Source organism: Streptomyces sp. RLB3-17 (assembly GCF_007113425.2).
GTDB classification, from domain to species: domain Bacteria; phylum Actinomycetota; class Actinomycetes; order Streptomycetales; family Streptomycetaceae; genus Streptomyces; species Streptomyces mirabilis_D.
Window position 1 is genome coordinate 3,760,670 of the sequence record NZ_CP041610.2, and the last position, 12,419, is coordinate 3,773,088.

13 protein-coding genes are annotated in these 12,419 nt (G+C 71.0%); 12 read left to right on the plus strand and 1 reads right to left on the minus strand.

Annotated elements, in window-relative coordinates:
- Position 1 precedes the first annotated feature (1 nt).
- The 3 genes from FNV62_RS57095 to FNV62_RS17390 all read left to right on the plus strand — a co-directional run bounded on the left by FNV62_RS57095 (position 2) and on the right by FNV62_RS17390 (position 2,017).
- Complete coding sequence (locus FNV62_RS57095) at positions 2-133, plus strand: hypothetical protein (RefSeq protein WP_263985745.1); 132 nt, start codon at positions 2-4, stop codon at positions 131-133.
- Positions 130-894 (plus strand): SDR family oxidoreductase, encoded by a 765-nt coding sequence (locus tag FNV62_RS17385; protein WP_054230880.1) that lies wholly within the window; start codon positions 130-132, stop codon positions 892-894. The genes FNV62_RS57095 and FNV62_RS17385 overlap by 4 nt, the downstream gene beginning before the upstream one ends.
- 118 nt (positions 895-1,012) lie before the next feature.
- The gene (locus tag FNV62_RS17390; RefSeq protein ID WP_060897193.1) at positions 1,013-2,017 is read left to right on the plus strand and encodes a Gfo/Idh/MocA family oxidoreductase; all 1,005 of its coding nucleotides are present in this window, start codon (positions 1,013-1,015) and stop codon (positions 2,015-2,017) included.
- Between the two features lie 123 nt (positions 2,018-2,140).
- Here FNV62_RS17390 and FNV62_RS17395 read toward each other — a convergent pair whose 3' ends face one another.
- Entirely contained in the window at positions 2,141-3,031 is an 891-nt protein-coding gene (locus FNV62_RS17395) for an NAD(P)H-binding protein (RefSeq protein ID WP_144315373.1), read from the minus strand.
- Between the two features lie 117 nt (positions 3,032-3,148).
- Here FNV62_RS17395 and FNV62_RS17400 point away from each other — a divergent pair, with 117 nt between their 5' ends.
- The 9 genes from FNV62_RS17400 (at position 3,149) to FNV62_RS17440 (ending at position 12,370) form a co-directional block, all read left to right on the plus strand.
- Complete coding sequence (locus tag FNV62_RS17400) at positions 3,149-3,961, plus strand: LysR family transcriptional regulator (RefSeq protein ID WP_097284439.1); 813 nt, start codon at positions 3,149-3,151, stop codon at positions 3,959-3,961.
- Between the two features lie 55 nt (positions 3,962-4,016).
- Positions 4,017-4,877 (plus strand): helix-turn-helix transcriptional regulator, encoded by an 861-nt coding sequence (locus FNV62_RS17405; RefSeq protein ID WP_144315374.1) that lies wholly within the window; start codon positions 4,017-4,019, stop codon positions 4,875-4,877.
- 296 nt (positions 4,878-5,173) lie between these two features.
- Positions 5,174-6,232 carry a lytic transglycosylase domain-containing protein gene (locus tag FNV62_RS17410; RefSeq protein WP_382142728.1) on the plus strand — a complete coding sequence of 353 codons (1,059 nt, stop codon included), beginning with the start codon at positions 5,174-5,176 and terminating at the stop codon, positions 6,230-6,232.
- Between the two features lie 54 nt (positions 6,233-6,286).
- Complete coding sequence (locus FNV62_RS17415) at positions 6,287-7,330, plus strand: sigma-70 family RNA polymerase sigma factor (RefSeq protein ID WP_143607912.1); 1,044 nt, start codon at positions 6,287-6,289, stop codon at positions 7,328-7,330.
- 192 nt (positions 7,331-7,522) lie between these two features.
- A complete protein-coding gene (locus FNV62_RS17420) occupies positions 7,523-8,467 on the plus strand; it encodes an ABC transporter ATP-binding protein (RefSeq protein WP_144316484.1) in 945 nt (314 codons plus the stop codon).
- Complete coding sequence (locus tag FNV62_RS17425) at positions 8,464-9,234, plus strand: MlaE family ABC transporter permease (RefSeq protein ID WP_060899959.1); 771 nt, start codon at positions 8,464-8,466, stop codon at positions 9,232-9,234. Before FNV62_RS17420 ends, FNV62_RS17425 begins: the two co-directional genes overlap by 4 nt.
- A 3-nt stretch (positions 9,235-9,237) precedes the next feature.
- Complete coding sequence (locus FNV62_RS17430) at positions 9,238-10,041, plus strand: MlaE family ABC transporter permease (protein ID WP_060899958.1); 804 nt, start codon at positions 9,238-9,240, stop codon at positions 10,039-10,041.
- Between the two features lie 5 nt (positions 10,042-10,046).
- Positions 10,047-11,282, plus strand: a complete 1,236-nt coding sequence (locus FNV62_RS17435; protein ID WP_143601458.1) for an MCE family protein — start codon at positions 10,047-10,049, stop codon at positions 11,280-11,282.
- Positions 11,283-11,296: 14 nt separating this feature from the next.
- Positions 11,297-12,370, plus strand: coding sequence for an MCE family protein (locus tag FNV62_RS17440; protein WP_225900271.1), 1,074 nt, complete (start codon positions 11,297-11,299; stop codon positions 12,368-12,370).
- The last annotated feature ends 49 nt before the right edge of the window (positions 12,371-12,419 follow it).

The following is a 12,419-nucleotide window of genomic DNA, read 5'->3' on the forward strand; positions in this document are numbered from 1 at the left end:
CGTGATCGAGGAGATCAAGATCGAGGAGATCAATGAGGGGTTTTTGATGGTTCTCTGCGGATTGCTTGACGGTCCCGACCTCATGAGACTGGCAGAAATGTCTCCGCGCCGGAAGGCGGCAGCACACTCATGAACCAACTGCTCGAGGACAAGGTCGTCCTCGTCAACGGCGGCAGCCAGGGCGTCGGCGCGGGCATCGTGCGCGCGGCGCTGCGCGAGGGCGCCACGGTCGCCTTCACCGGGCGGCGCACCGAGCTCGGCGAGAAGTTCGCCGCTGAGACCGGCGCCACGTTCGTACGGGCCGATCTGACCGACCCGGCGCAGGCGCGTGGCAGTGTCGAGCAGGTCGTGGCCGCCCACGGGCGGATCGACTGCCTGGTGAACGCGGCGGGGCTGACGTCACGTGGCACGCTCCTGGACACCACGCCGGAACTGTTCGACGCGCATGTGGCGATCAATCTCCGGGCGCCGTTCTTCGCGATGCAGGCCGCCGTCCAGCATCTGGTGGACCGCGGGGCGCCGGGCACCGTCGTCAACATCATCACGTCCTCGGCCCACGGCGGGCAGTCCTTCCTCGCCCCGTACGTCGCCGCCAAGTCCGGGCTCATGGGCCTCACCCGCAACGCCGCCCACGCGCACCGCTGGGACCGGGTCCGGATCAACGGCCTCAACATCGGCTGGACGGACACCGAGGGCGAGGAGGAGATCCAGCGCGCCTTCCACGGCGCGGGCGACGACTGGCGGGAGAAGGCGGCGAAGACCCAGCCGATGGGCAAGCTGGGCCAGGTCGACGAGATCGCCGACTTCGTCGTGTTCCTGCTCTCCGACCGCAGTGGCGTGGTCACGGGCTCGGTCATCGACTGGGACCAGATCGTCTTCGGCGGACTCGACTGATCCCCCGCCCCTCGCCGGACTCCCCCTCTCTCCCCAGCCTCCCCCTCCCCCTCCTCTCCCTCCCCTCTCGCCCCTCCCTCTCGGCGGGCACACCCTCACTGGCTTTAGGAGCAATCTCATGCGTATCGGCATCCTGGGACTGGGCCGGATCGGCGCCTTCCACGCGGCGACCCTAGCCGGGCTCGACGCGGTGGACACCCTGGTCGTCAGCGACCCGGTGGCGGCGGCCACCGCGGCGGCGGTGGAGCGGTTCGGGGCGACGGCGGTGGACTCCCCCGAGGCGGTGCTCGCCGCCGGGGTCGACGGCATCGTCATCGCGGCCGCCACCGACGCGCACCCCGCGCTCATCCTCGCCGCGGTCAAGGCGGGTATCCCGGTGTTCTGCGAGAAGCCGGTGGCGCGGACCGTCGAGGAGAGCCTCGACGTGCTGGAAAGCGTCCGGGACAGCGGTGTCGAGGTGCAGATCGGCTACAACCGGCGTTTCGACGCGGGCTGTGTGGCCGCCCGCAAGGCCGTGGTGAGCGGCGAACTCGGCAAGCTGCACACCGTACGGTCCACCACGCTGGACCCGGCGCCGCCGCCCGCCGCGTACGTCGCGGTCTCCGGGGGCATCTTCCGTGACTGCAGCGTGCACGACTTCGACATCGTGCGCTGGGTCACGGGCCGCGAGGTGGTCGAGGTGTACGCGGCCGGTGGCAACCGGGGTGCCGAGTACATCGCCGAGGCGGGTGACGTCGACACCGCGTCCGCGATCCTCACCCTCGATGACGGCACCATCGCCCTGGTCTCCAACTCCCGCCACAACGCGCGGGGTTACGACGTCCGCCTGGAGCTGCACGGCATGCGCGACAGCATCGCCGTGGGCCTGGAGGACAAGCTGCCGCTGCGTTCCGTAGAGCCGGGCGCCACCTTCCCGGCGGGTCCGCCGCACGACTTCTTCATGGACCGGTTCGCCCCCGCCTACCGCGCCGAACTCACCGCCTTCACGGAGGTCGTCGCGGGCCGCGCCACCTCGCCGTGCACGGTCGCCGATGCCATCGAGGCCGGCTGGATCGCCGAGGCCTGCGCCCTTTCACTGGCCGAGCACCGTCCCGTACGCCTGGAGGAGGTACGCGAGGCCTGACCGCCGGACGCGGCAGGGCCGGTCGGCGCGCCCGAAGACCCGGGGCCGCCGTCCGGCTCTCGCGCGTTACGGCTCTCGTGCGTTACGGCCCTCGTGCGTCGCGGCCCTCGCGCGTCGCGGCCGTCAGGCGAGAACGGCCGGCTTGAGGATCTCCTCGCACCACTGCCGGAACGTGGTGGGGGTGGTGGCCTCCGGGGTGCGAGGCTCGGCGTTGTCGAGGCCACGGTCCTTGGCCGTCGCCATGTCCGCCATGCCCTGCGCCATCGCCTCGGACATCCCCCGCCGCGTCAACGTGTCCTTGAACGACTCGACGGCGACGTACTGGAACCGCACCGGCTTCCCCAGCACCTCGGACATGATCCGCGCCATGTCCTCGAAGGACAGGTCCTCGGGCCCGAGCACCGGCACCTCGCCCTGCCCGCTCCAGGAGTGGTCGAGCAGCAGCCCGGCGGCCACGGCGGCGATGTCGCGAGTGGCACAGGTCGGCGCCTTGAGGTCCCCGCTGACCGGCTGGAAGAACATGCCCTGGCTCTTGATGGCCTCGACCTGGCGCAGCATGTTGTCCATGAACGAGGGCAAAGTCAGCGCCCGATAGCCCACCCCCGTACCCGCGATCAGGTCGTCCATCGCCAGGGACGCCGACACCAGCCCAGCATCGCCGGGCACCCCGCGCCCCAGGGCCGAGATCCCCACGACCCGCCGAACCCGCCGCCTCTTGAAGGCCTCGCACGCGGGCCTGCTGAAGTCCACATAGACGTCCTCGACCCGCGCGGCCCGCGGATTCGGCGGCGCCAGCCAAAAGACGCTGTCCGCACCGGCGAACGCCGCGTCGACGACATCGGGGTCGCCGTGCGAGCCGACCACGACCTCGACCCGCTCACGCACCTCCGGGGAGAGCCGGGAGGGATCGCGCACGATCACCCGAACCGACTCCCCTCCATCGAGAACGTCGTCCAGGACGATGTCGAGGACCTGGCGGCCGATCTGCCCGGTGGGCGCAGTAATGACGATCACGAAAGGAACCTCCTGGGGAACGGCGAACGGGCTGCCCGAACACCACACCCGGTCACTCTGCGCTCGCGGCACATCACGCGTCCAATACCTCTTCGGGCACATTGATACCCTCAGGGCATGGATCTGGACCTGCGCAAACTGCGGTACTTCACGGCCGTCGCGCAGCACGAGCACTTCGGCCGCGCCGCCCGGCAACTGCACATCGCACAGCCCGTGCTGAGCCGTCAGATCCGCGCGCTGGAAGAGGAGTTGGGCTGCGCGCTGCTGGTGCGCACGACCCGCAGCGTGCGTCTGACCCCGGCCGGCCGGCAACTCTACGAAGACGCGCCGGGCGTACTCGCCGCCGCGCAGGCCGCCACCCGCCGGGTGCACGGCGCCGCCCGCACCGCCCGTCTGGTCGTCGGCTTCGCCCCCGGCCTGAGCGTCTCCCCCGCGGTCCGCGCGTTCACCCGGACCCACCCCGACATCGAGATCGAACTGCTCCACCTGAACTGGTACGAGAAGGGCGAGGCGCTCCGGGACGGCCGGGCCGATGTCGGCTTCCTGCGCCACCCCTTCGACGCGGAGGGGATCCACACCATCCCGGTGGGCAGCGAACCGAAGGTCGTGTGCCTCCCCACCACCCACCCCCTGGCGTCCCGCCGCCGGCTGACCCTGGCCGCCCTCGACGGCGAGACGATCCTGGACTTCCAGGCGCGCCGCACCGCGACGGTGGAGGAGAAACTCGAACTGGTCGCGGTCGGGCAGGGCATCGCGCTGCTACCGCGCAGCATCGCGCGCTCCTACTCGCGCCCCGACCTGGTACACCGGCCGGTGACCGACGTCCCACCGACCGAGATCTGCCTCGCCGTACTCGAAGCCCGCCGCGACGGACACGTGAACGACTTCCTGACCACGGCAGCACACGCACTGGCCGAACACCACGCCTGAAGCCCCCTACGGAGTCACCACCCGGGTTCCTGCGAGAGTTGCGAAAATAGGGGCCATGACGCGCAACGCATCCACCGAACTGGGCGAATTCCTCAGGGCCCGGCGCGCGGAGCTCACCCCCCGTTCCGTGGGGCTGCCCGGCGGGACCGTCCGGCGGGTGCCGGGCCTGCGCCGGGAGGAGGTGGCTACGCTGGCCGCGATCAGCACCGACTACTACACCCGCCTGGAACAGGGCCGCGTCCAGGCGTCCGAGCCCGTCCTGGACGCCATCACCCGCGTCCTGGACCTGGACGAGGACCAGCGCGCATACGTCTTCGAACTCGCCGGCAAGGAACCCGCACGCCCACGCCCGCAAGGCATGCAGAAGGTCCACCCACATTTGCGGCGACTGCTCGACGACCTCGCCTCCCTCCCCGCCATGGTCCTGGGCCGCCAGATGGACGTACTGGCGTGGAACCCCTTGGCCGCAGCCCTGGTGGGCGACTTCGCCCAGCTCCCGGCGGAGGAACGCAACTACGCCCGGATGGTCTTCTCCCCGGCCATGCGCGAGCTGTACGCGGACTGGGAGACCACGGCCCGCACGACGGTCGCCCAACTCCGCATGGAGGCCGCCCACAACGCCGGCTCCCCCCGCCTCACCACTCTCGTGAACGACCTCTCCGAGCAGGACCCCGACTTCCGCCGCTGGTGGTCCGCCCACCACGTGGCCGCGCGCACCACCGGCACCAAGACCCTCAACCATCCGATCGCCGGCACCCTCGTCCTCGATTGGGACACCCTCACCGCCGGCACCGACCCCGACCAACAACTCATCATCTGGACCGCCACCCCCGACACCCCCACCGAGGAGGGCCTGCGGTTCCTTGCGTCGTGGGCGGCGGGGGGCCGGGAGGCCGGCCGGGGCACCTCGGGCTGACGGCGCCCCGGGGGCCGTCGGGCCAATGTTCCCCGAGCGGCCTGGTACGCGGCTTCCCTTCAGGGGTCACGCCCTTGGCCGGGCCGTGCAAACACTGGCCTGGCACCGCGAAGCCCTCGCGTCGGCACCCCCGCGTCCGCCGGGTCCTCAAGACCGCACCGCCCCGGCCGCTCGGGGAGATCTTGACGGAGGCGGGTGCGGACCTCGTTTCCCGAAATCGCCCCGCTCCGTGCGACGGACCCGCCGCCCCGCCCCGTAGAGCAGACGACATCAGCTCACAGCGAGGGGAACGCGACGTGGCAGGGCACAGAGTCAGAGGCGCCAGGAGTGCGGCGGTCGCGGCGGCGGCCATGGCGGCGCTGACCGCGTCACAGGCGCCGGGGGCGGTCCCGGCACGGGACTCCGTACCCCCGCGACAGGCGCCCGCCGAGCAGGGGCCGAGCGTGTCGGGCGACACCCGGTACCGCACCGACCTCCCGCCGCTGCGGGCCCGGGAAGGCAAGGGCGAGGCGTCGGTGGCGGACGCCGCGCTGCCGGCGAGCGTCTTCGCCGCCTACCGGCACGCCGAGGCGGAACTCGCACGCACCGCGCCCGGCTGCCGGCTGCGGTGGCAGTTGCTGGCCGCGATCGGCCAGGTGGAGTCCGGGCAGGCGCGCGGCGGTCGGGTGACGGCGGACGGTACGACCGTGGCGCCCATCCTCGGGCCGCGGCTGGACGGCGGCGCCTTCGCCGTCGTGCGGGACACCGACGGCGGCGCGTACGACGGGGACGCGGCCTACGACCGGGCGGTCGGACCGATGCAGTTCATCCCGTCGACCTGGGCCCGCTGGGGCACGGACGGCAACGGCGACGGGCGGGCCGACCCGGAGAACGTCTTCGACGCGGCGCTCGCCGCCGGGCGCTACCTGTGTGCGGGCGGACGAGACCTCTCCGACCCGGCCGAGCTGGACCGGGCGATCCTCGGCTACAACCACTCGGAGGCGTATCTGCGCACCGTCAGGGCCTGGTACGCGTACTTCCTGGAGGGGTACCGGGTCGCGCCGGACAGCCCCGCGAAGTCCTCGGCGCACCCGGAGCCGTCGCGGCCGCCGTCCACGCCGAAGCCCTCGCCGACACCGTCCGCCCGTCCGAGCGCCGCCCCCTCCCCGACACCGTCCGCACGTCCCTCGCCGACCCCCGTCACGTCCCGTCCGGCAGGCGGGGCCACCCCGACGGAGAAGCCCCAACTCCCCACGCCCGGCACGGACATCGAACTGCCCGGCGACGACCTGCTGCCCAGCGGCGGTCCGCTGACCAGTAACAGCGGGGACTCGACGACCTCCGCCCCCTCCACAACCGCGACTACCGGGCGGTAATGTCACCACCCGCCGGACGGCACAGGACCGGCGGGTGAGCGCAAAGGGGCCCTCATGGCGACGGACATGCCGGACATGCCTGCGGAAATACAGGCGGCCCACGACCGTTGGCAGCGCATGTGGAGCCACCGCGAGCAACTGCTCAAGGTGGCCCGGCGCAGGTCGATGAGCCCGGAGGACGCCGAGGACGCGGTGCACGAGGCCATGCTGCGCGCCGCGGAGCGCCCCGACCTGGACGACGAGCGCCTCGGCGGCTGGCTGACGACCGTGACCATGCGGCTGTGCGTCGATCGGTATCGCCAGGTCAACCGTGAGGCCGAGGTACACCGCAGCCCGACGCTCGCCGCGCCGGGTCCGGTGCCCGTCGAGGAGGCGGTGTGCGACCGGGCCGAGGCCAAGTGGCTGGCCGTGCGGAGCGGGGAGCTGCCCGGGCGCCAGGCCGAGGCGCTCCGGCTGAAGTCCGAGGGCCTCGACGTCGGACAGGTCGCCGTGCGCATGGGGCTGAGCTATCGCACCGTCGAGTCGCTGCTCGCCCGGGCCCGGCGCACGCTGCGCAACTCGCTGGCCGGAACGCTGAGCCTCGCCCTGTTCCTGTGGGAGCGCGGCAAGCTACGCGCGGGCGGGCACGCGCAGGCCGTGGCGGTGACCTCGACGGCCGCGACCCTGGTGGTGGCGGGGTTCGTGTTGCCGTACGTCCACGACGGGGACAGGCAGGGCACGGCTCCCCGACCCTCCGTGTCGCGCATGGCCCAGGCGACCAAGCAGACCGTCCGGCCCGACGGCGTCGGCCGGGTGGCCGCCCCGAACGCCCGTGATCTGTCGTCCGCCTCGGCGTCCCACGCGGCGACGCCGACGATGCCGCCCGGCGATGACGTCCGGTCGTTGCTGCCTCTGTCGGTGCCACCGCTGCCGGACGCCTCGCTGTCACCCGTGCCGTCCGTCCCCGATGTCCCCGGCGTGTCCGACCTGCCAAGCGTGCCCGGCCTCCCCGATCTGCCGGCCACGTCCACGGTCCCGACGACGCCTCCGGCCCTCCCGGGGGCTCCCGCCACGTCCTCGGCCCCGGTCGACGTACCGACCCCGACCGCGCTGCCGTAGAACCGCCGGAAAGCTGCCGCAGAACCGCCGGAAAAGGACTGCCGTAGAACCAGCGGAAAACGCGCGGCCGTCGAGCCGCCGGAAACCCGGCCGCAAGACCCCCGAAAAAAATCCGCCCCCGTCGCGACGGACGCCAGGCCCCTCCCCGTAGAGCAGATGTCGGAGCTGCTCCACGGCCGAAGGGTGGACCGGATGGGTGTCGAGATCTGTGTGGAAGGGCTGACCAAGTCCTTCGGTCACCAGGTCATCTGGCAGGACGTCTCGCTGACGTTGCCCGCCGGGGAGGTCTCGGTCATGCTCGGCCCCTCGGGCACGGGCAAGTCGGTGTTCCTCAAGACGCTCGTCGGACTGCTGAAGCCGGACCGGGGTTCCGTGAAGGTCGCGGGCCGGGACGTCACCAAGCTGCGCGAGCACGAGCTGTACGAGGTGCGGAAGCTGTTCGGGGTGTTGTTCCAGGACGGCGCGCTGTTCGGCTCGATGAACCTGTACGACAACATCGCTTTCCCGCTGCGCGAGCACACCCGCAGGTCCGAGAGCCAGATCCGGCGCATCGTGCTGGAGAAGATGGACATGGTCGGGCTGATCGGTTCGGAGGGGAAGCTGCCCGGCGAGATCTCCGGTGGGATGCGCAAACGGGCCGGGCTGGCACGAGCGTTGGTCCTCGATCCGGAGATCATCCTGTTCGACGAACCGGACTCGGGCCTCGACCCGGTGCGCGTCGCGTACCTCAACCAACTCATCGTCGACCTCAACGCGCAGATCAACGCGACCTTCCTGATCGTCACGCACGACATCGCCTCGGCCCGCCAGGTGCCGGACAACATCGGGCTGTTGTTCCGCCGTGAGCTGGTCATGTTCGGGCCCCGCGAGGAGCTGCTGACCAGCGACGAGCCTGTCGTACGGCAGTTCCTGAACGGCCGGATGCAGGGGCCGATCGGGATGGCGGAGGAGAAGGACGCCGCGCAGGTCGAGCAGGAGCTGGCGCGGCTCGCCGACGCGGACCGGAAACCCCGCCACGTCGGCAACGACATGACGCCACGCCTGATGCCGGGCCCCGGCATCGCCCGTCCGGCCCGCTGGGAGGCGATCGCGAGACGCGAGGCCGAGCTGCACCGGAAGGCGGTGACCGGCGCATGAGACTGTCACCCACCGGGGCGCTGAGGCACTCGGGGAACCTCTTCGCGATGGCGCTGGACGTCGTCCGGACCATGCCCCGACGGCCGTTTCAGGCACGGGAGTTCATCCAGCAGGCCTGGTTCGTCGCGAGCGTCACCATCCTGCCGACGGCCCTGGTGTCCATCCCCTTCGGCGCGGTCATCGCGCTGCAGATCGGCAGCCTGACCCGGCAGCTCGGCGCCCAGTCCTTCTCCGGGGCGGCCTCGGTCCTCGCGGTGCTGCGGGAGGCCTCGCCGATCGTCACCGCGCTGCTGATCGCGGGCGCCGGCGGTACGGCGATCTGCGCGGATCTCGGGGCGCGGAAGATCCGCGAGGAGATCGACGCGATGCAGGTGCTGGGCATCGATCCCATCCATCGGCTGGTCGTCCCGCGGGTCCTGGCGTCGATGGTGGTGGCGGTGCTGCTCAACGGCCTGGTGTCGGTGGTGGGCGTCGCGGGCGGCTACTTCTTCAACGTCGTCCTGCAGAACGGCACGCCGGGCGCGTATCTCGCCTCCTTCACCACGCTCGCCCAGCTCTCCGACCTGTGGGCGGCCGAGATCAAGGCGCTGGTGTTCGGCGCGATCGCCGCGATCGTCGCCTCGTACAAGGGACTCAACGCGAAGGGCGGCCCGAAGGGCGTGGGCGACGCGGTGAACCAGTCGGTGGTGATCACCTTCATGTTGCTGTTCGTGACGAACTTCGTGATGACCGCCGTGTACTTCCAAGTCGTTCCGCAGAGGGGCTGAGTCGTGGCGCTGCTGAATCGTCTGGAGGAACTGGGCAGCCAGCTGTCCTTCTACGGCCGCTCGTTGGCGTGGACGGGCCGCACCGTACGCCGCTACAAGAAGGAGATCCTGCGGCTGCTCGCCGAGGTGAGCTTCGGACGCGGCGCCCTCGCCGTCGTCGGCGGCACGGTCGGCGTCATCGCCTTCCTGTCGTTCTTCACCGGCACGGAGGTGGGCCTCCAGGGCTACGCCGCGCTCAACCAGCTCGGCACCTCGAACTTCGTGGCGTTCCTCTCGGCGTACTTCAACACCCGGGAGATCGCGCCACTGGTGGCGGGGCTCGCGCTGTCCGCGACGGTGGGCGCCGGGTTCACGGCGCAGCTGGGCGCGATGCGGATCAGCGAGGAGACGGACGCCCTGGAAGTCATGGGCGTGCCCTCGCTGCCGTTCCTGGTGACCACCCGGATGATCGCCGGTTTCGTCGCGGTGATCCCGCTGTACGTGGTCGGGCTGCTGTCCTCGTACTTTGCCGCCCGCACCATCACCACCGGCTACTACGGGCAGTCGGCGGGCACCTACGACCACTACTTCCAGCAGTACCTGCCGCCGGTCGACGTGCTGTGGTCCTTCGGGAAGGTGCTCGTCTTCGCCGTCCTGATCATCCTGGTGCACTGCTTCTACGGCTACTACGCGAGCGGCGGCCCGGCGGGCGTCGGCGTCGCCGTGGGCCGCGCCGTGCGCACCTCGATCGTCGCGATCAACGTCCTGGACTTCTTCCTGTCGCTCGCGATCTGGGGCGCCAGCACGACCGTACGGATTGCGGGGTGAGCCGTATGAGAGTGCTGAGACTGCGGTTGTACGGCGTGGTGTTCCTCGCCGTGCTCGCGCTGCTGCTTTCCCTGTCCGTCGCCGTGTACCAACAGGTGTTCACCCCGGCCGTACGGATCGAGCTGGAGGCCGACAGCATCGGCAACCAGCTCGATCCCCGCGCCGACGTCAAGCTGCGCGGGCTGCTGGTCGGCGAGGTGCGCGCGGTCCACGCCGACGGGACGAAGGCGACGCTCGACATCGCGCTCAAGCCGGAGTACGTCGCGTCCATCCCGTCCGACGTGCACGCACGCCTGCTGCCCAAGACCCTGTTCGGCGAGAAGTACGTCGACCTGGTCGCGCCCGCCCGCTCCTCGGCCAGGCCCATCCGCGCGGGGGACGTCATCACCCAGGACCGCACCCGCGTCGGCATCGAGCTCCAGCAGCTGATGAACGACCTCCTGCCGCTGCTGCGGACCGTGCAGCCCGGCAAGCTCAACGCCACGCTCTCCGCGTTCGCCACCGCCCTCGAGGGGCGCGGCGACCGGATCGGCGACAACCTCACGCGCGTGGAGGACTATCTGCACCGGCTCAATCCGCACCTGCCGTCCCTCACCGAGGACTTCGCCCGCTTGGCCGATGTCGCCCAGGTGTACGGCGACGCGGCTCCCGACCTGATGGAGATCCTGCGCAACACCGTCACCACCAGCCGTACCCTGGTCGATCAGCGGGACCGGCTCGCGTCCGCGCTCACCACGACGGCCACTGCCGCGGGCACCGCGAACGACTTCCTCGACGCGAACGGCGACCGGCTGATCACCCTGGGCCGGGTCTCCCGCCCCACGCTCGACCTCTTCGCCCGCTACTCGCCCGAGTACCCCTGCCTCTTCGCCGGCCTGGTGCGCGAGGAGCAGGCATCCGAGCAGGCTTTCCGGGGCGGCAAGATGCACATCACGCTCGAAGTCGTCCGCCCGCAGGGGGCGTACGAACCCGGCGAGTATCCGCGCTACGACGATCGGTCGGGGCCCAACTGCCGCGACCTGCCCCATCCGCCGGTGCCCGCGCCCGGGGTCCACCTCAACGACGGTTCGGCGAAGGGCGGTTCGTCCCGCCCGGGCGGCGTCTCCGCCACCCGGGCCGAGCAGCGCGCAGTCGGCTCGCTCGTCGCGCCCGTCATGGGCGTGCCCGCCGACGAGGTACCGCCGGTCGCGACGCTGCTGTTCGGACCGATGGCGCGCGGGACGGCGGTGAGCGTCGCATGAGGATCACGAGGATCATGAAGACCGCGAAGACCGCGAAGACTACGAGGTCCACGAGGACGTCAGGAGCCCGGCAGGCCGCCGCCCCGCTGATCAAGTTCAGCCTCTTCGCCCTGGTGACGATCCTGGCGACGGCCCTGCTCGCCGCCACCATCGTCAACATCTCCCTCACCCCCGAGCACACGTACCGCGCGGTGTTCAGCGACGTGACGGGCCTGGAGAAGGGCGACGACATCCGGGTGGCCGGGGTGCGGGTCGGCCAGGTCGAGGGCATCCGGATCAAGGACCGGACGCTGGCGGAGGTCACCTTCACTGTCGGTGAGGACCGGCCACTGCTGAACAGCACCGGCGCGGTCATCCGCTACCGGAACCTGGTCGGACAGCGTTACGTCGCCCTGACCGAGGGCGCGGGAGACAGCACCCGGCTGAAGCCCGGCAGCACGATCCCGCTGTCGCGCACCCAGCCCGCACTGGACCTCAACGCGCTGCTGAACGGCTTCAAGCCACTGTTCGCGGCGCTCAGCCCGCAGGACGTCAACCAGCTCGCCACCGAGATCATCCGGACCCTCCAGGGTGAGGGCGGCACCGTCAACAGCCTGCTCGCGCACACGGCTTCGCTCACCACCACGCTGGCCGGCCGCGACAAGCTGATCGGCTCGGTGGTCGACCACCTGAACACCGTGCTGGAGACGCTGGACAAGCGCGGCGCCCGTTTCTCCGGGCTTCTCAAGCAGCTGCGCCGGGTGATCTCGGGGCTGTCCGCCGACCGCAAGCCCATCGGGCAGTCCCTGGTGGGCATCGGCGATCTGACGGACGCCACCTCGGGGCTGCTCAAGGACGCGCGTCCGCCCCTGAAGGACGACATCGCCGAGCTGACCGATCTCACCGGAACGCTGAACAAGAACGAGAACACCGTGGAGGGCGTGCTGAAGCGGCTGCCGAACAAGCTGGGCGAGCTGACGGGGACGGCGTCCTACGGCTCGTGGTTCAACTTCTACCTCTGCGACTTCGACGGCCGGATCGTGCTGCCGAAGACGAAGCAGGTGCTCACTCCCGAGCTGCACGTGGCGAGGGCGAGGTGCGGCGCATGACAAAGCACTTCCTTCCGCGCAGGACCCGTGAGCGCCGCCCGGAGCCGCT

Bases quoted from the DNA above. Each gene is read 5' to 3' on its own strand.
- FNV62_RS17390 (WP_060897193.1), top strand. From the start codon at position 1,013: ATGCGTATCGGCATCCTGGGACTGGGCCGGATCGGCGCCTTCCACGCG.
- FNV62_RS17440 (WP_225900271.1), top strand. From the start codon at position 11,297: ATGAAGACCGCGAAGACCGCGAAGACTACGAGGTCCACGAGGACGTCA.
- FNV62_RS17425 (WP_060899959.1), top strand. From the start codon at position 8,464: ATGAGACTGTCACCCACCGGGGCGCTGAGGCACTCGGGGAACCTCTTC.
- FNV62_RS17385 (WP_054230880.1), top strand. From the start codon at position 130: ATGAACCAACTGCTCGAGGACAAGGTCGTCCTCGTCAACGGCGGCAGC.
- FNV62_RS17435 (WP_143601458.1), top strand. From the start codon at position 10,047: ATGAGAGTGCTGAGACTGCGGTTGTACGGCGTGGTGTTCCTCGCCGTG.
- FNV62_RS17420 (WP_144316484.1), top strand. From the start codon at position 7,523: ATGGGTGTCGAGATCTGTGTGGAAGGGCTGACCAAGTCCTTCGGTCAC.
- FNV62_RS17405 (WP_144315374.1), top strand. From the start codon at position 4,017: ATGACGCGCAACGCATCCACCGAACTGGGCGAATTCCTCAGGGCCCGG.
- FNV62_RS17400 (WP_097284439.1), top strand. From the start codon at position 3,149: ATGGATCTGGACCTGCGCAAACTGCGGTACTTCACGGCCGTCGCGCAG.
- FNV62_RS17415 (WP_143607912.1), top strand. From the start codon at position 6,287: ATGGCGACGGACATGCCGGACATGCCTGCGGAAATACAGGCGGCCCAC.